The 17,944-nt window shown below is 65.4% G+C and carries 12 protein-coding genes and 1 pseudogene; 5 read left to right on the plus strand and 8 right to left on the minus strand.

From position 1 onward, the window contains the following. Positions 1-68: 68 nt before the first annotated feature. The 8 genes and pseudogenes from eno to PanNE5_RS21575 form a co-directional block, all read right to left on the minus strand. Positions 69-1,352 (minus strand): phosphopyruvate hydratase, encoded by a 1,284-nt coding sequence (gene eno, locus PanNE5_RS21540; protein WP_017233777.1) that lies wholly within the window; start codon positions 1,350-1,352, stop codon positions 69-71. Between the two features lie 390 nt (positions 1,353-1,742). After that, positions 1,743-2,597: a 3-deoxy-8-phosphooctulonate synthase gene (gene kdsA, locus PanNE5_RS21545; RefSeq protein ID WP_261938778.1), complete on the minus strand. Its 855-nt coding sequence runs from the start codon at positions 2,595-2,597 to the stop codon at positions 1,743-1,745. Positions 2,598-2,634: 37 nt separating this feature from the next. Beyond that, the gene (locus PanNE5_RS21550) at positions 2,635-4,293 is read right to left on the minus strand and encodes a CTP synthase (RefSeq protein ID WP_261938779.1); all 1,659 of its coding nucleotides are present in this window, start codon (positions 4,291-4,293) and stop codon (positions 2,635-2,637) included. 186 nt (positions 4,294-4,479) lie between these two features. After that, the gene (locus PanNE5_RS21555) at positions 4,480-5,310 is read right to left on the minus strand and encodes an alpha/beta fold hydrolase (protein WP_150563060.1); all 831 of its coding nucleotides are present in this window, start codon (positions 5,308-5,310) and stop codon (positions 4,480-4,482) included. A 304-nt stretch (positions 5,311-5,614) separates the two neighbouring features. Continuing rightward, positions 5,615-8,551 carry a DNA internalization-related competence protein ComEC/Rec2 gene (locus PanNE5_RS21560; protein ID WP_261938780.1) on the minus strand — a complete coding sequence of 979 codons (2,937 nt, stop codon included), beginning with the start codon at positions 8,549-8,551 and terminating at the stop codon, positions 5,615-5,617. 44 nt (positions 8,552-8,595) lie between these two features. Then, positions 8,596-9,453 (minus strand): TatD family hydrolase, encoded by an 858-nt coding sequence (locus tag PanNE5_RS21565; protein WP_261938781.1) that lies wholly within the window; start codon positions 9,451-9,453, stop codon positions 8,596-8,598. Between the two features lie 209 nt (positions 9,454-9,662). Then, positions 9,663-10,399, minus strand: a pseudogene (gene lolD / locus PanNE5_RS21570) (lipoprotein-releasing ABC transporter ATP-binding protein LolD). Next, a complete protein-coding gene (locus PanNE5_RS21575) occupies positions 10,392-11,645 on the minus strand; it encodes a lipoprotein-releasing ABC transporter permease subunit (protein WP_130025562.1) in 1,254 nt (417 codons plus the stop codon). Before PanNE5_RS21575 ends, lolD begins: the two are co-directional and overlap by 8 nt. A 216-nt stretch (positions 11,646-11,861) precedes the next feature. On the opposite strand from PanNE5_RS21575, the gene PanNE5_RS21580 reads away from it, so the two are divergent. The 5 genes from PanNE5_RS21580 (at position 11,862) to lysS (ending at position 17,932) form a co-directional block, all read left to right on the plus strand. Beyond that, the gene (locus PanNE5_RS21580; protein WP_261938782.1) at positions 11,862-12,941 is read left to right on the plus strand and encodes a regulator; all 1,080 of its coding nucleotides are present in this window, start codon (positions 11,862-11,864) and stop codon (positions 12,939-12,941) included. After that, positions 12,938-14,635 (plus strand): single-stranded-DNA-specific exonuclease RecJ, encoded by a 1,698-nt coding sequence (gene recJ / locus PanNE5_RS21585; RefSeq protein WP_261938783.1) that lies wholly within the window; start codon positions 12,938-12,940, stop codon positions 14,633-14,635. The genes PanNE5_RS21580 and recJ overlap by 4 nt, the downstream gene beginning before the upstream one ends. 148 nt (positions 14,636-14,783) lie before the next feature. Continuing rightward, positions 14,784-15,888 (plus strand): peptide chain release factor 2 gene (prfB, locus tag PanNE5_RS21590; protein ID WP_174975058.1). Its coding sequence is split into 2 segments (ribosomal slippage): positions 14,784-14,855 and positions 14,857-15,888, totalling 1,104 coding nucleotides; the frame shifts between segments, so codons are not numbered across the junction. Between the two features lie 3 nt (positions 15,889-15,891). Continuing rightward, complete coding sequence (locus tag PanNE5_RS21595; protein ID WP_017234973.1) at positions 15,892-16,371, plus strand: Ivy family c-type lysozyme inhibitor; 480 nt, start codon at positions 15,892-15,894, stop codon at positions 16,369-16,371. A 16-nt stretch (positions 16,372-16,387) separates the two neighbouring features. Next, positions 16,388-17,932, plus strand: coding sequence for a lysine--tRNA ligase (gene lysS / locus PanNE5_RS21600; RefSeq protein WP_261938784.1), 1,545 nt, complete (start codon positions 16,388-16,390; stop codon positions 17,930-17,932). The last annotated feature ends 12 nt before the right edge of the window (positions 17,933-17,944 follow it).

The raw sequence follows: 17,944 nt of genomic DNA on the forward strand, positions 1-17,944 counted from the left end.
TCGCCTGGCAAGAATGCCGAGAAGCGCGCCTCGACAGCCGTCGGGGCGCAACCTCCCGGGAAACGGAATTAGCGCAGATTGTAGAACGCTTCCTTGCCCGGATACGAGGCGATATCGCCGAGATCCTCTTCGATGCGCAGAAGCTGGTTGTACTTGGCGATACGATCGCTGCGCGAGAGCGAGCCCGTCTTGATCTGGCCCGCGTTCGTGCCAACGGCGATGTCGGCAATCGTCGAGTCTTCGGTTTCGCCCGAACGGTGCGACACGACGGCCGTGTAGCCGGCGCGCTTGGCCATTTCGATGGCGGCGAACGTTTCGGTGAGCGTACCGATCTGATTGATCTTGATGAGGATCGAGTTGGCGACGCCCTGCTCGATGCCTTGCTTCAGGATCTTGGTGTTGGTCACGAACAGATCGTCACCGACCAGTTGCACCTTGTGGCCGAGCTTTTCGGTCAGGACCTTCCAGCCGGCCCAGTCGTCTTCCGACATGCCGTCTTCGATCGACACGATCGGGAACTTGTCGCACAGGTTGGCGAGGTAGTCGGCGAACGCTTCCGAGGTCAGCGACAGGCCTTCGCCAGCCAGCTCGTACTTGCCATTCTTGAAGAATTCGGTCGAGGCGCAGTCCAGCGCCAGGAGCACGTCGTCGCCCATGCGGTAGCCGGCGTTCTCAACCGCCTGCTGAATGGTCGTCAGGCACTCTTCGTTCGACGCGAAGTTCGGTGCGAAGCCGCCTTCGTCGCCCACGGCCGTGCTCATCCCCTTCTCGGCGATGAGTTTCTTCAGCGCGTGGAAGATTTCGGCGCCGCAACGCAGGGCTTCGCGGAAGCTCGACTGGCCCACGGGCATCACCATGAATTCCTGGATGTCCAGGCTGTTGTTGGCGTGCGCGCCGCCGTTGACGATGTTCATCATCGGCACCGGCATTTGCATGGCGCCCGAACCGCCGAAGTAGCGGTACAGCGGCAGGCCGGCTTCTTCCGCCGCGGCCTTGGCCACGGCCATCGACACGGCCAGCATGGCGTTTGCACCGAGGCGCGACTTGTTGTCCGTGCCGTCGAGTTCGATCAGCGTCTTGTCCAGGAAGGCTTGTTCCGCCGCATCCAGACCCATGATCGCTTCCGAAATCTCGGTATTGATGTGCTCGACTGCCTTCTGCACCCCCTTGCCGAGATAGCGACCCTTGTCGCCATCACGCAATTCGATCGCTTCGCGCGAACCGGTCGATGCGCCCGACGGCACTGCCGCACGGCCCATCACGCCCGACTCCAGCAGCACGTCGCACTCGACCGTCGGGTTGCCGCGCGAGTCCAGCACTTCGCGCCCGATGATATCTACGATTGCACTCATGTATTCCTCGGTATCTGTATGACAAAAACGCTAAAGGGAACCTGCTTCGCGCCGCGGCCCGTCACCTGCCCTGTTCACGTCGGGCGCTCGCGCCGAACCCTGACGTGGACGCCGGTGCGGCGCTCAAGCGCGCAACGACGGGGTACTGCATGGACGGGGAAACAACGGCACCTCGAAATAAGGTACGGCGGCCTGCGGGATGACATCGATGTCGACGGTGCGCTCGGCGTACCGCACGCGGGCATCTCCTTGTGGGCTTGCCCTCGCGGCGACTTCCGACGACCGCTGCGCGACAAGCTTAACGACTCGACGCCACGCTGCCAAGGCATCCGAGCGCTATACCCGTCCTGTGGGCGTGCTGATAGTGGCCCCAGGACGGCGTGTCTCATTTCAATTGAAATTATTTTCCAGGAACTCGCCCTGCTTCACCGCCGCATCGATCGTCTTGAGCGTGGTGAGCAGTTCGCGCATGCGCCCGAGCGGCACGGCGTTGGGGCCGTCCGAAAGCGCACAGGCCGGATCCGGGTGCGTCTCCATGAACAGGCCCGACACGCCCACGGCCACGGCGGCACGCGAGAGGACCGGCACGAACTCGCGCTGACCGCCCGAGCTGGTGCCCTGGCCGCCGGGCAACTGCACCGAGTGCGTCGCGTCGAAAACAACCGGCGCCCGGGTCTCGCGCATGATCGCCAACGAGCGCATGTCCGAGACCAGATTGTTATAGCCAAACGAAACGCCACGCTCGCAAGCCATGAACACGTCATCGGGCAGGCCGGCCTCGCGCGCGGCGTCGCGGGCCTTGTCGATGACGTTGATCATGTCGTGCGGGGCAAGAAACTGCCCCTTCTTGATGTTCACCGGCTTGCCCGACTGGGCGCAAGCACGAATGAAATCGGTCTGGCGGCACAGGAACGCCGGCGTTTGCAGCACATCGACGATAGGCGCGGCCACGGCCACATCCTCCTCGGTATGCACGTCGGTGAGCACCGGCACGCCGAGTTGGCGGCGCACTTCCTCGAGGATCTTCAGGCCCGCCTCGCGCCCAGGGCCGCGAAACGACTTGCCGGAGCTGCGATTCGCCTTGTCGAACGACGACTTGTAAATGAACGGAATGCCCAGCGCGCTCGTTATTTCCTTGAGCTGTCCCGCGACGTCGATCGTCATTTGCTCCGATTCGACGACGCAGGTACCCGCGATCAGGAAAAACGGCTGGTCCAGGCCAACCTCGAAACCGCACAGTTTCATGAGAACTCCTTATGTCTCGCTCGCGGCGGGCGGGGCCTCAGGCGGCCTTCTTGCGCGACTGCTGACCCGCCAGCGCCGCCTCGACATACGCCTTGAACAGCGGATGGCCATCGCGCGGCGTCGAGGTGAACTCGGGGTGGAACTGAACGCCCACAAACCACGGGTGCACCTGCTGCGGCAACTCCATCATCTCCGGCAGGTTCTCGCTCGGCGTGCGCGCCGAGATCACCAGACCGGCGGCTTCGAGCTGCGGAACATAATGATTGTTGACTTCGTAACGGTGGCGGTGACGCTCATTGACCGAATCGCCATAGATGCGCGACGCGAGCGTTTCCGTCTTGACGGGCACGCGCTGCGAGCCCAGGCGCATGGTGCCGCCCAGATCCGAATTTTCGGTACGCTGCTCGATCTTGCCATCGCGGTCCTGCCACTCGGTGATGAGGGCGACGACCGGATGCGGCGTCGACGGCTCGAATTCCGTGCTGTTGGCGTCGGACAGCTTGGCCACGTCACGCGCGAATTCGATCACGGCGAGCTGCATACCCAGGCAGATGCCGAGATACGGCACGCGGTTCTCACGTGCATAACGAATCGCCTTGATCTTGCCTTCGGTACCGCGTCGGCCGAAACCGCCCGGCACGAGAATGGCGTCCAGATGTTTGAGCGCGTCCGTGCCGTCCTTCTCGATTTGTTCCGAATCGATGTACTCGATGTTCACACGCGTTTCCGTGTGGATCGAGGCGTGACGCAGCGCTTCGATAAGCGACTTGTACGACTCGGTCAAATCGACGTACTTGCCGACCATACCGACAGTGACCTCGTGCTTCGGGTTCTCGACGGCTTGCACCAGATGCGTCCACATGGACAGGTCGGCCGGCTTGGCTTCGATCTTCAGTTCGTCGCAGATGATCTTGTCCATGCCCTGGTCATGGAGCATCTGCGGGATCTTGTAGATCGTGTCGACGTCCCAGACCGAAATCACGGCGTCCTGCGGAATGTTCGCGAACAGCGAAATCTTGGCGCACTCGTCTTCCGGAATCTGACGGTCGGCACGGCACAGCAGCACGTCCGGCGAAATGCCGATCTCGCGCAGCTTCTGCACACTGTGTTGCGTCGGCTTGGTCTTCAGTTCGCCAGCCGTCGCAATGTACGGCACGAGCGTCAGGTGCACGAAGGCCACGCTGTTGCGGCCCAGGCGCAGGTTCATCTGACGCGCGGCTTCGAGGAACGGCAGCGATTCGATATCGCCGACCGTGCCGCCGATTTCTACGATGGCGACGTCGGGATGGCCGTCCCACGTCGAACGCGCACCGCGCTCGACGAAAGCCTGAATTTCGTTGGTGATGTGCGGAATGACCTGAACGGTCTTGCCGAGATACTCGCCACGGCGCTCCTTACGGATCACCGATTCGTAGATCTGGCCCGTCGTGAAGTTGTTCGCACGACGCATCTTGGCGCTGATGAAGCGCTCATAATGGCCCAGATCGAGGTCGGTTTCCGCACCGTCCTCGGTGACAAACACCTCGCCGTGCTGAAACGGGCTCATCGTGCCCGGGTCGACGTTGATGTAGGGATCAAGCTTGAGGAGGGTGACTTTGAGGCCACGCGATTCGAGAATCGCGGCCAGAGATGCGGCAGCAATTCCCTTACCAAGAGAGGAAACCACGCCGCCCGTGACAAAAACAAATTTGGTCATCGCAGTAATTGCTCGCGGGAAAGCCGGATTATACCCGAAAGCGGCCCCGCCCTCGACGTGCGGCGCGGCAAATTTTGACCTTGACAGGCGCCCTGCGCGCCGCTCCGCACGACCGGCGTATCCCTCGCGCCCGGCAAGCAGGCGCCCGGATCGGACACCCCGCGACGCAAGCCCCGTCCGTGTGTCTCAGGCGGCCAGCGAACGCCGGCGCTCACCGCGCAGTTCCGCGAGCATGTCGCGCACGGCGACGGCCGTCTCCAACGGACGCTCCATCGGAAATAGGTGGGTGCCCTGCACGTAACGCAGATGGGTGCCGACGATACGACGCGTCGCCCCGATCCCGGCTTGCCGTAGCTCGCGTGACTCCGTGCCCGCGAGAAAGCCGACCGGCACCGGCACGCCACGCATCGCACGCACGGCGAGCAGCGGCGGCAGCGTCAGATAGATCCGATATTCGATGTCGCGCGCAAACGCCAGGCGCCGTGCCTCGCCCTCGCCGGTCGGCATCGTGCCGCAGTCGATGTAGTCACGCAGCACGTCCGAATCCCAGCCGGCGAACACCGGCTTGCTCGCGAAATGCTGCCAGGCCGTTTCCCAGTCGGGCCAGTGATCGCGACGCCGCTTGGTCACGCCCGCAGGCGACATTCGCTCGTACAGTCCGGTGAGCATGCCCAAGCGGAGCATCTGCGTGCGCCAGCCGGGCGTAACGATGGGCGAATCGATCATGACCACCCCGCGCACGCACTGCGGTGCCTTGAGCGCGGCCATCAAGCTCAGGAAGCCGCCGAGCGAATGTCCGACGAGCCAGACCGGCTCACCGCGGTATTCGCGCATGAGGGTGTCGACCAGTTCGTTGCGCAGATAGCGCCAGCCCGGCGTGACGGGATAGTGCGGGTCGTGACCGATGCGGTCGATGGCGCGAACGTCGTATTCGTCGGCCAGCGCGCCCAGTAGCTTGCGATAGACGCCAGCGGGAAAGCCGTTGCCGTGCGAAAAATGAAGGATGTCTCTTGTCATGGCATTCGTTGTCGTGGCGGGCCGGCCTTGGGCGAAATGTGCTGAAATGGGCCGCCCGGCGGCCACTGAACACCAGGGACGGCAGCCTGCGGCAATCGGTGCCGATCGACGGGAATCACTGTGTGGGTCAGGCCCAGCCGGTGCATGCACGAGCGGAGCGCAATCCGGCGCATCGGGCCATTCTAGCGAACCGCTCGTGAAGTACCGGTAGAGGTTTCCGTCGAATCGCGACGCCCGGACACACCCCGTGAGCACGTGGTGAAACGGCAGAATGCCCTTGTCGGCCGGTCACATGACATCGATGTCATGACGTATCCGGCACTTCCGCGTGCCAGTACCGCCGATATTGCTCGCGGTAAGACTGCGCCTCGATCCCGTCCTTCGTGAACGAAAACCGGACGCCCCCGTGCGTCACGCTCTGCCAAATCCGCACGCCGGCGGCCTGATAACGGGCCACGACCTCGGGCCTAGGATGTCCGAAGCGATTGCGGTAGCCCGCCTGAAACACCACATGGGCTGGCGATACGGCCTCGATGAACACGGCCGTCGACGACGTCAGGCTGCCGTGATGCGGTGCCAATAGGACGTCCGAACGCAAACCGGCACCGAAGCGTGCCAGCATGGCCCGCTCCTGCGGCGCTTCGGCATCCGCCGCGAGCAGCGCACTGTGCTGGGCGTTCGATACGCGCAGCACACAACTGACGCTGTTCGGTCCCACGCGCCCCGCCCAGCCCTCGCGCAACGCCCCTTTATCAGGGTGCAGGAAGCGAAACGTGACGCCGTCCCACATCCATTGCTGCCCAGCCAGGCAAGTGCGATGAGCCGCTGCGGCGCTTCGCACGCCATGCGTCGCCGGCAGCGACGACAGTACTTGCGCCGACGGATACGCCCGCAGCACGCTCAGTGCGCCGCCGAAATGATCGTCATGCGCGTGGCTGATCACGAGCCGATCCAGCCGCCGGATGCCGTGCGCGCGCAGATAGGGAACGATCACGCGGCGCCCGGCATCGCTGTGTCGCCCCAGCGGCGGCCCGGCGTCGAACAAAAGCGTACGCGACGCGGTCTCGACGAGCACCGCGTTGCCCTGCCCGATATCGAGCAGGGTGACCCGAAACTCTCCGGTGCCCGGCCGCGGCGACGACGCGAGCAACGCCGGCCCCAGCAACGCGAAACCGGCAATACGCACACCAACGCGCCACACCCTCAGCCGACGCATCGCGGCCGGCCAAGGCATCAGACAGAGCAGCACGCCGCCGACAGCGGCCGCCTGCGCCCAGGCCGGCGCAACGGCCGCTCGCCACACCGCCCAGGGCCACGCTGCCAGCATGCCAAGCCAATCGGCCAGCCAGACGACCACCGCGTGCGCTACCGCCAACGCCCAATGGGCCATCGTCGCGGGCAGCATCAGGCTCGCCAACGCCAGCGGTGTCACGATCAACGTCATCACCGGTATGGCAATCGCATTGGCCAGCGGCCCAAGCAGTGGCACCGACCCGAACCATGCCAACGTCAATGGCACCAGTCCTATCGTGACCGCATATTGTGCCCGCGCCGCAGGCCCCAGACGGGCCAGGGCCGCCGCTGGCCAGCGGCGGATCGCGCCCTCCTGAGGGTCAGCGTCCTGACGGTCAGCGCCACGACGTTTGCCTGCCTGACGCCTCCCATCCCAACCCCGACAGTCGCCCGCCCGACGCTCATCGCCCTGACGGTCGCCGCCGTGACGCCGAACGTCCTGAGATTCACCTGGTCGACGCACATCCGCCAACGCGTGCCCCCTCGTGCTCGCTGTTGACGGCGACCACGCCCCCTCCGGGATGCCGCGTCGACGTGCCGCCCGCAGTGTCTGCGTTCGCCCAGCGCCCAGGACCAGTGCCGCGACCGCGCCAAACGAGAGCCACAGGCCAGGCGTCACGACGGCCCACGGATCGAGCGCGACGACGGTGGCCAACGCCCACGCCAGCACGTACGACGGCGCCGCCATACGGCCATTGAGCAAGGCGAACACCAGAATCGCCACCATGCCGACGGCGCGCCGCACCGGAACGCCCCACCCCGCCACCGCCCCGTACGCCACCGCCGCGAGCAGGCCGGAGACGGCCGCCGCCTTGGGCGCAGGCCACCATAGCGGCAAACTGAAGCGCCGTGTGCAAGCGCGCCGCCAGAGCGTGCCAACCAGTGTCGCGAGCACACCCGCCACGAGCGACACATGCAATCCGGAAATCGCCAGCAAGTGACTTACACCGGTATCCGCAAAAACCTGCCAGTCGTCGGCCGCGATATCCCCCCGCTCCCCCAGCGCCAGCGCGATCAAGACACCGCCGTATCGCGCCGACGGCCCGAGTCCGGCACGAAGTTTGTCGCGCAGCTGTTCCCGCCAGGCTACGAATCGATACCCGGGCACAGTCTCGGCTTGCAGACGAACCGAGCCCTTTGTCCTTGTTGCTTCGCCTCTGCCGCTCAACGCCCGCACGTATCCCGTCGCGCGAATGCCGCGCACCAGCGCCGTCAACTCGGCATCGGCCCCATGCCAATTCGCAAAACCTCTCGGCGCTTTGAGCCGCACCGGCAATCGCCACCGCTCACCCGCGTGCGGACTTCCCGCCACCGCCCCACCCGGGCCCCATTTGCCGCCGAACCGCGAGCGCCCCGGCCACACCAACTCAATGGCCTTCGGCACGCGCACCTCCCGGCACAGCGCTGCGCGGGTATCGGCGTCGCTTCGATCGCCGCGCATATCCGACATTGAGCGCACCGTCGCGGACACCGGCATCTCACATCGTTCGTCCAAGACGTACGCGCGCTCCGCATTGAACGCGAACCGCTGCCCATCATCCGTCGGCGCAGGCAGTCCGGCCACGACACCGACGACCATCAAGTCGCGCCCCTCCAGTTCGACGGGCAGCCGATCGTTCAATCGCGCCTCCGCCCGAAGCGCTGCCCACGAATAACCGAAAACACCCGCGCAAAGCGCCAGTACGGCCACCACGCTCCGGTGACGCCAGCGCTCGCCGGCGTGCGCGCCGCTTCGTGCGAAGCGTGCGCCACCGTCCCGCGTCGTCAGGCTGGCGCGCGCAGCACCGCGATCGCGCCCCACGACGCCCCGGATCGCCCACACCGCCCACAGGGCAAACACGCCCGCGGCAACGCCGAGCGCGGCACCGAACGCTCGCCCCTGAGGCAACACGGACGCCTGCTGCAGCCACCAGACGCCGGCGACCCACGCAAGCAGCACAAGTCTCATGACGTCACCACGTCATGTATTCGCGACCGCGCAACGCCGCAGCGTCAGCGCGCCAAGCCGTCGGAGATGTCGGCGATCAGAGAAACGCCGGTAACCGGCCCGTCGCCCGGCGCCATAGCCATGGCGCCAGCCAGACGCGGCAGCACGCGCCAAGCATTGCGGCAAGTCGCCTGCGCCAGGGCTGCAGTCGTCACCCCGCGCAGGTCCGCCAGCACTTGCGCAATGCGCGGCAACTCGACCGGGCTATTACGCTGCTTGTAGCGCCATTGCGGCGCAATATCGGGCGCGTCGGTCTCCAGCACGAGCGCATCGAGCGGCAGATCCGACGCGAGACGCCGGATCTGCAGGGCGCGCTCGAAGGTCATCTGCCCGCCAAACCCCAGGCAGAAGCCACGCTCGACGAACGTGTCTGCTTGCTGCCGGCTGCCGTTGAACGCGTGCGCGATGCCGCCGCGCGGGGTGAAGATGCGCAGTTGCTTGAGCAAGGCATCCTGCGAGCGACGCACGTGAAGGATGACGGGCAAATCGAAGTCGCGCGCGATCTTCAACTGCTCGACATAAAAGAATTGCTGACGCTCGGGGTCCAGCGTCGTCACGAAGAAATCGAGACCGATCTCGCCGATACCGACGAAGCGCGGATCGCCCATCGCCCGCGCGACGGCACGGCGCAACGTGGCGATGTCCGCGTCGCGCGCGCGTGGCGTGTAGAGCGGATGAATCCCCAGCGCGTAAGCGCCCCCGGGGATTGCGCGAGCCGCGGCCCGCGCCGCGTCGAACGTTGCGCATTCGACGGCGGGCACCACGAGCCCCACCACGCCGGCAGCAGCGGCGTCGGCGATCACGGTCGCACGGTCGGCGTCGAACTCGGCCGCATCGAGATGGCAATGGGTATCGATCCACATGGTCAAAGGTCCTTGAACGTCAATTCTACGGGTCGTTGACAAGGCTCGCACACCGTTCTCGCGATGACCATCGGACGACGCCGCGTTACGGTCTAGGACGTTGCCGAAATCGACGGCGGCCGCCGCCTCGCGAAATGCGAAACGCCGGGGAGAACCCCGGCGTTTCGCGCACGTCAGCCGCCGCTCGCGCTAATGCGCTTGCACCACGGTCATGCCGGTTCCAGCACCCCATCGCGCAGTCGCAGGGCACGATCGCAGCGCTTCGCCAGATCGATGTCGTGCGTCACGATCACGAAGCTGGTCTTCAGGGTCTCCGACAACTCGAGCATCAGTTCGAACACGGTCTCGGCGGTATGCCCGTCGAGGTTGCCGGTCGGCTCGTCAGCCAGCACGCAAGCCGGCTGCGTGACCAGCGCGCGCGCCATTGCCACGCGCTGACGCTCCCCCCCGACAACTCCGACGGACGGTGCTTCACACGCGAGCCGAGCCCGACACGCTCGAGCATGGCCTGCGCCACCGCTTGCGCCTGCTCGGTCGGCAAGCGGCGAATGCGCAGCGGCATCGCCACGTTATCGAGCGCCGAAAACTCGGCCAACAGGTGGTGGAACTGATAGACGAAGCCGAGCGATTGATTGCGCTGCGACGTCTTTTCGCGCTCGCGCAACGACGAAAACGGCTTGCCGAGCAGCGACACCTCGCCGCGCGACGGATCGTCGAGCCCGCCCAACACGTGCAGCAATGTGCTCTTGCCCGATCCCGACGCGCCCACGATGGCCACCTTCTCGCCGGGGGCCACGTCGAGACTCGCGCCGTTGAGCACCGTCACATTGAGCTGGCCTTGACGGAACGTCTTGTGCAGATCGCGCGCGCGCAGCACCGGTCCGTCATAGGCAAGGTTCGGCACACCGGCCAACGATGCATTCGCTTGATTCTTGGCGTTACTCATAGCGCAGGGCCTCCGCCGGTTTGACGCGCGAGGCGCGCCAGCTCGGGTAGATCGTCGCCAGCGCCGAGAGGATGAACGAAATCACCCCGATGCGGATCACGTCCGACGACTGCAGATCCGAGGGCAATTCGGAGATGAAATAGATGTCTTGCGGCAGGAAGTGGATACCCAGCAAGTGCTCGATGAATGGCACGATGGTGCCGATATTCACCGAGATCAGGCAGCCCAGCGCCACGCCGAGCAGCGCTCCGGCAAAACCGATCGTCACGCCCTGCACAATGAAGATCTTCATGATCGAGCCGGGCTGTGCGCCCAGCGTGCGCAGAATGGCGATGTCCGCATATTTGTCGGTCACCGTCATCACCAGCGAGGACACCAGATTGAAGGCCGCCACGGCGATGATGAGCGTCAGGATGATGAACATCATGCGCTTTTCGGTCTGCACCGCGATGAACCAGTTCTTGTTCTGCTGCGTCCAGTCGCGCACCCACATATTGCCGGACAGGGTTTTGGCCAGCTCGCGCGCCACGAGCGGCGCCCGCTCCATGTCATGGATCTTCAGCCGCACGCCGGTCGGGCCGTCGAGTCGGAAGAGCGTCTCGGCATCGTGCAGATCGATGAGCGCCAGCGAGCTGTCGTATTCGTAGTGCCCCGCCGTGAAAACGGCCACCACCGTGAACTGTTTCACGCGCGGCAACACGCCCGCGGGCGTGATCGTCCCTTGCGGGGCGACGAGCGTGATCTTGTCGCCGATGCTCACGCCCAGCGCCCGCGCCAGTTCGCGACCGAGCACGATACCGAAGCTGCCCGGCGTGAGGTTGGCGAGCGAGCCCTCGGTAATCTGCTTGCCGAGATCGGACACCTTGGCTTCCTCGCTCGGAACAATGCCGCGCAACACCACGCCGCGCACGTTGTCCTCGCGCGTGAGCATCGCCTGCTCGCCCACGTAGGGCGCCGCCGCAATCACATTCTTGTTCTGCAACGCTTCAGCCGCCGTGCGGTGCCAGTCGGGCAGATTGCCGTCGACCGCGAAGACTTCGATGTGCGCAAGCACGGAGAGCATGCGGTCCCGCACTTCCTTCTGAAAACCGTTCATCACCGACAGCACCACGATGAGTGCCGCCACGCCGAGCGCAATGCCGGCCATGGAGATGAATGAAATGAAGGAAATGAAACCGTTGCCGGATGATCGCTTGCCGGTGCGCGTATAGCGCCAGCCGATCTGCCATTCGTATGGGAATTTCAAACGGATTCCTGATTCTTGATAAGGATAGATCGGAGCGTTCCAGCGCCAGTCCGCACCGGTGCCCAGCCCCCATGTATCTGACCGCCACGTGGCCCCATGTCGTCGCGGCCCGGCGGCCACCCGACCTGAACCCGGCTCGACACATGGCTCGTTCAGCCCCTGACGTGAGGGTCAGCCAACTGCCAGCGCGAAGTTTGCCATACAATTCGCCTCGATATGGATACACCTGCCCTGCACTTTCTCTTGCCGTTCGCGTTGCCCGCGTCGGCCCATTTGCCCGCACTGCTGGCCAACTTGGAGTTGCCTGCGCTCGAAAAGTTGCTCGCGCGCGGCGTCCAGGCAGCGCAGGACGTGCCGGCCGACCCGTTCGTCCCCACGCTGCCCCATGAACGCTGGCTGACCGAAGCCTTCGGCCTGCCCGGCGGGCCGTCGCGCGCGCCGCTCGCGCCTTTCATGCTGTTCGAGGACAGCGGCATGCTCGACACCCGGTTCTGGTACTGCGCGCAGCCGGCGCACATCCACATCGCCACCGACCATCTGGTACTGACCGATCCCGCCGAACTCGCGTTGAGCCACGAGGATTCAGCCGCCCTGTTCGCCACCGCACACGCCCTGTTCGCTGAGGTCGGCGGCGACCTCGTCGCCCCGCGCCCGGACCGGTGGTACCTGAGCGCGCCGGCGCTGGGCGACCTGCTCACCGCGTCGCCCGCGCGCGCGGCCGGCCGCAACGTCGACATCTGGCTGCCGCAAGGCAAGGCCGAACTGACGTGGCGCAAATGGCAGAACGAAGTCCAGATGGCCTGGTACGACCATCCGGCCAATCAGGCGCGCGAAGCCCGCGGCCTGCCGCCGGTCAATGCCATCTGGCTGTATGGCGGCGGTCAGCGCATTGCCGCGCCGCGCCTGAACCGGCCCTGCGTGACGATCCTGGCAGACGCCCCCGCCACCCGCGGCCTGGCGAACCATCTGCAAATCGCCTTGCACGGCACCGACGCCGGCCTTGCTGCCGCGAACGGCAGAACCGTCGTGCAACTCGACACGCTCACGCCGTATTTCCTGACGGAAGACTGGGCGCGCTGGCGCGATGCCCTCGTCGACATCGACCGCCACTGGCTCGCGCCGGCGCTCGCGCGTGTCGCCCAGGGCCAGGCCCGCGAAGTCTCGCTCACGTTGTGCGGCGACAGTCACAGCGTGACGATGCGCTCGCGCGGCGGCGACTTGCGCAAGTTCTGGCGCCGTCAGGCGCTCACCACCCGCATGGTGCCGCTCGCGCGGCTTGGCGAGGAAGTCGCATGACCGACATCGTCACCCGTCATGTCGACGACGCGACGGCCAACGCCCTCGCGCGCGACGGCGTCCACCCGGTGCTCGCCCGCCTGTTCGCGTCGCGCGGCGTGGCCGAGACCGCCGAGACCGAAACGGCGCTGGCCCGGTTGATCCCCCCGACCCAGCTCAAGGGCGCGCAAGAGGCCGCCGCCTTCCTTGCCGACGCCATCGCCGCCGGCAAGCGCATGCTCGTGGTGGCCGACTACGATTGCGACGGTGCGACCGCCTGCGCCGTGGCCGTGCGCGGCTTGCGCATGTTCGGGGCGAAGGTCGAGTACCTGGTGCCGAACCGCTTCGAATACGGCTATGGCCTGACGCCCGAAATCGTGGCACTGGCCGCGCAAGGCAAGGCGGGACCGCCCGACGTGTTGATCACCGTCGACAACGGCATCGCCAGCCTCGACGGCGTGGCCGCCGCGCAGGCGCTCGGCATCGAAGTCGTGGTGACCGATCACCATCTGCCGGGCAGCGAATTACCCAACGCGCGTTGTATCGTCAATCCCAACCAGCCGGGCTGCGCATTCCCGAGCAAGAACCTCGCCGGTGTCGGTGTGATGTTCTACGTTCTGCTCGCGCTGCGCGCCGAGTTGCGCACGCGCGGGGCGTTCGAGGCGCGCGAACAACCCCGGCTCGATACGTTGCTCGACCTGGTCGCGCTGGGCACCGTCGCTGACGTGGTCAAGCTCGACGCCAACAACCGCATCCTCGTGGCGCAAGGGCTGTCGCGCATGCGCGCCGGGCGCATGCATCCGGGCATCAATGCGCTTTTTCGCGCGGCCGCCCGCAATGCGCGTCAGGCGGGCAGTTTCGATCTGGGCTTCGGCCTAGGGCCGCGTCTGAACGCCGCCGGGCGCCTCGCCGACATGTCGCTCGGCATCGAGTGTCTGCTGACGGACGACGACGCCCGCGCCTGGACGCTCGCGCAGGAACTCGACGCGATGAATCGCGAGCGCCGTGAGATCGAGGCAGGGATGCAGCAGGAAGCCCTGGCCGATCTGGCGCGCTTCGACCCTCGTGCCGCCACGACGCTGTGCGCGTTCAACGAGACCTGGCACCAGGGCGTGATCGGGATCGTGGCCGCGCGGCTCAAAGAAAAGTTCTACCGTCCGACCATCGTGTTCGCCCCCGGCGACGACGGCCAGATCAAGGGGTCCGGCCGCTCGATTCCGGGTTTTCACTTGCGCGACGCGCTCGATCTCGTCACCAAGCGCGAACCGGGTCTCATCGGCAAGTTCGGTGGTCACGCGATGGCCGCGGGCCTCACGATCGCCGCCGACGCCCTGCCGCGCTTCCAGTCGGCATTCGAAGCCGTGGGGCAGGCGTGGCTCGACGAGACGGCGCTCTCGCGCGTGATCGAGACCGACGGCGACATCGGCGACGAGTGCTTCGTGCCGCCCTTTGTCGCCCTGCTCGACGCACAGGTGTGGGGACAGGGTTTCCCGCCGCCCGTGTTCTCGGGCGAGTTCGATGTGCTCTCGCAGGCCATCCTCAAGGACAAGCACCTGAAGTTGCAACTCGGTCGCGGGCGCATGCGCTTCAACGCCATCTGGTTCAATCACGCCGATACCTTGCCGAGCCGGGCGCGATTTGCCTATCGCTTGGCCGCCGACACCTTCAACGGCGTCTCGCGCGTACAGATGATCGTCGAGCACGCTCAGGGCTGACCGTCGGCGGCGCCAGGACCGCCTGTATTGCGCGCGGACGGCGGTGGCCAGCCGTCCGGAACGCGTCATCCGCCCGGGAAAAGTGGGGAAACGGGGGCTTCGCTGCGCTATAATCCTCGTTTCCCCGAATTCGCCCCTGTCAAAGCTCATGGAAGCCGAACGCCTAAACGCACTTGAATCCCTGCTCGCCGACCTGCGCACCCGCGTCGGCGAGCTCAGGGGGTATCTTTGACTTCGATGTCAAGCAAGCTCGCCTGATTGAAGTCAACAAAGAACTCGAAGACCCCAACATCTGGAACGATTCCAAGCGTGCTCAGGCACTGGGCAAGGAAAAGAAGGCGCTCGACAGCATCGTCAGCAACCTGACCGAACTCGACGCCAGCCTTTCCGATACGCAGGAACTGTTCGAAATGTCGCGCGACGAGGGCGATGAAGACTCGTTGCTGGCGCTTGAGCATGACACGCAGGGTCTCGCCGCTCGTGTGGGCGAGATGGAGTTCCGCCGGATGTTCAACACCCCGGCCGACCCGAACAACTGCTTCATCGATATCCAGGCCGGCGCCGGCGGCACCGAGGCCAACGACTGGGCCGGCATGCTGCTGCGCCAATATCTGCGCTACTGCGAACGCAAGGGCTTCAAGGCCGAAGTGCTCGAAGTGTCGGACGGCGATGTCGCGGGCATCAAGAGCGCCTCGCTGAAGGTCACCGGCGACTACGCTTACGGCTATCTGCGTACGGAAACCGGCGTGCATCGTTTGGTGCGCAAGTCGCCGTTCGACTCGTCGGGCGGTCGCCATACGTCGTTCGCCAGCCTGTTCGTGTACCCGGAAGTGGATGATTCGATCGACATCGAAATCAATCCGGCCGACGTGCGTACCGACACGTATCGCGCCTCCGGTGCAGGCGGCCAGCACATCAACAAGACCGATTCCGCCGTTCGCCTGACACACATCCCGACCGGCATTGTCGTCGCCTGCCAGAACGACCGTTCGCAGCACCGCAACCGCGCCGAAGCGTGGGACATGCTCCGCTCGCGCCTGTTCGAACATGAAATGCGCAAGCGTCGTGCCGAGCAGGACAAGCTGGAGTCGAGCAAGACCGATGTGGGCTGGGGCCATCAGATTCGCTCGTACGTGCTCGACCAGTCACGCGTCAAGGACCTGCGCACCGGCGTGGAAACCGGTAATACCGGCAAGGTACTCGACGGCGACCTGGACGACTTCATCTCCGCGAGTCTCAAGCAGGGAGTGTAAGGAATGGCGTTTGTCCGCACGCTAGCCGTGTGGGGGGTGAGCGCGCTGTGTCTGCAGTGCGCCGCCGTTGCTGCCCCGGCCAGTACACCGGGCGCACCGGGAGCCAATCCCGAGACGGGACCGTACCTGCATGAATTGCTCAAGCGCCCGGACTTCTCGGGGGCCTATGCGCGCATCACCACGCCACGCAACGTTCCCGCGTGGGTGCGTCAGGGTGGCACATCGACGCCGTCGCAACGCGTGAGCGTCGCCGGCAAGCCCTGGTTGCTGGTGCAGAGCTGCAAGCCGCACGATTGCCCGAGCGAGTATGTCCACATTTTGTATGAGCCGCGCTCACAGGCGATCGCGGCGCTGTTCGTGCGGGACCCGAGTGCGGCGGCCAATGCCGGACCGCATCAGGACCGCACCGAATTGATCTGGCTGGGCACGCCCGACGGCTTGCTCAAGAATGCCCTGCTGCACACGCTGCGTTTTACCGAATAACTTCATCGCTCGCACCATGACCGATCACAATACTCCGGCCCACACGGGCACCCCGGCGGGCGACCTGCCGCACGACGACAACAAGCTCATCGCGGAGCGTCGCGAGAAACTGCAGGCGCTGCGTGCCAACGGCGTGGCGTTCCCGAACGACTTCCGTCCCGAACAGCACGCCGGCGACCTGCAGGCGCGCTATCAGGACGTGAACAACGAGGTGCTCGAAGCCGAGCCCGTCCCCGTGTCGGTGGCCGGTCGCATGATGCTCAAGCGCGTGATGGGCAAGGCCGCCTTCGCCACCGTGCAGGACGGCAGCGGTCAGATCCAGTTCTTCATCGGCCGCGACGACGTCGGCGCCGATGCCATGACCGCCTTCAAGGGCTGGGACATCGGCGATATCGTCGCCGCGACCGGCACGCTGTTCCGCACGCGCACCGGCGAACTGTCGGTCAAGGTGAAGGCACTGCGTCTGCTCGCCAAGGCGCTGCGCCCGCTGCCGGACAAGTTCCACGGCCTGTCCGACCAGGAGACGAAGTACCGTCAGCGCTACGTCGACCTGATCACCTCGCCCGAGACGCGCAGCACGTTCCGCGCCCGCGCGAAGGCCATCGCGTCGATGCGCAAGTACATGACCGACGCCGACTTCATGGAAGTCGAAACGCCGATGCTGCACCCGATTCCGGGCGGCGCCGCGGCCAAGCCGTTCATCACGCACCACAACGCGCTCGACATGCAGATGTATCTGCGTATCGCGCCGGAGCTGTATCTGAAGCGCCTGATCGTTGGCGGCTTCGAGCGTGTGTTCGAGATCAACCGTAACTTCCGCAATGAAGGCGTATCGCCGCGCCACAACCCGGAATTCACGATGATGGAGTTCTACGCGGCCTACACGGACTACCGTTGGCTGATGGACTTCACCGAAGCGCTGATCCGCAACGCCGCACTCGACGCGCGCGGCACCGCGACCATCGAGTACCAGGGCCGCGAACTCGATTTGTCCAAGCCGTTCCACCGCCTGACGATCGTCGAAGCGATTCGCAAGTACGCGCCCGAGTTCACCGAAGCGCAACTGGCCGACATCGAATTCGTGCGTGGCGCGCTGGGCAAGTATGGCGTGAAGGTCGATGCGCCGCAGTTCAAGAACGCGGGCCTCGGTGCGCTGCAACTGGCCCTGTTCGAAGAGACGGCCGAGAGCCAGTTGTGGGAGCCGACTTTCATCGTCGACTATCCGGTGGAAGTCTCGCCGCTCGCGCGCGAGTCCGATACCGTGCCAGGCATCACCGAGCGCTTCGAACTGTTCATCACGGGCCGCGAGATCGCCAACGGCTTCTCCGAGTTGAACGACCCGGAAGATCAGGCCGCACGCTTTCGTGCGCAGGTCGAGCAGAAGGACGCGGGCGACGAAGAGGCCATGTATTACGACGCGGATTACATTCGCGCGCTCGAGTACGGCATGCCCCCGACGGGCGGCTGCGGCATCGGCATCGACCGTCTGATCATGCTGCTCACCGACAGTCCGAACATTCGCGACGTGCTGCTCTTCCCGCACCTGCGCCGCGAAGACTGAGTCGCTTGGAAC

Source organism: Pandoraea sp. NE5, assembly GCF_024363545.1.
Taxonomy (GTDB): Bacteria; Pseudomonadota; Gammaproteobacteria; order Burkholderiales; family Burkholderiaceae; genus Pandoraea; species Pandoraea cepalis.

What these genes read in the sequence shown, in the direction of transcription:
- eno (WP_017233777.1), bottom strand. Translation starts at nt 1,352, where the DNA reads ATGAGTGCAATCGTAGATATCATCGGGCGCGAAGTGCTGGACTCGCGC.
- kdsA (WP_261938778.1), bottom strand. Translation starts at nt 2,597, where the DNA reads ATGAAACTGTGCGGTTTCGAGGTTGGCCTGGACCAGCCGTTTTTCCTG.
- PanNE5_RS21550 (WP_261938779.1), bottom strand. Translation starts at nt 4,293, where the DNA reads ATGACCAAATTTGTTTTTGTCACGGGCGGCGTGGTTTCCTCTCTTGGT.
- PanNE5_RS21555 (WP_150563060.1), bottom strand. Translation starts at nt 5,310, where the DNA reads ATGACAAGAGACATCCTTCATTTTTCGCACGGCAACGGCTTTCCCGCT.
- PanNE5_RS21560 (WP_261938780.1), bottom strand. Translation starts at nt 8,551, where the DNA reads ATGAGACTTGTGCTGCTTGCGTGGGTCGCCGGCGTCTGGTGGCTGCAG.
- PanNE5_RS21565 (WP_261938781.1), bottom strand. Translation starts at nt 9,453, where the DNA reads ATGTGGATCGATACCCATTGCCATCTCGATGCGGCCGAGTTCGACGCC.
- PanNE5_RS21580 (WP_261938782.1), top strand. Translation starts at nt 11,862, where the DNA reads ATGGATACACCTGCCCTGCACTTTCTCTTGCCGTTCGCGTTGCCCGCG.
- recJ (WP_261938783.1), top strand. Translation starts at nt 12,938, where the DNA reads ATGACCGACATCGTCACCCGTCATGTCGACGACGCGACGGCCAACGCC.
- PanNE5_RS21595 (WP_017234973.1), top strand. Translation starts at nt 15,892, where the DNA reads ATGGCGTTTGTCCGCACGCTAGCCGTGTGGGGGGTGAGCGCGCTGTGT.
- lysS (WP_261938784.1), top strand. Translation starts at nt 16,388, where the DNA reads ATGACCGATCACAATACTCCGGCCCACACGGGCACCCCGGCGGGCGAC.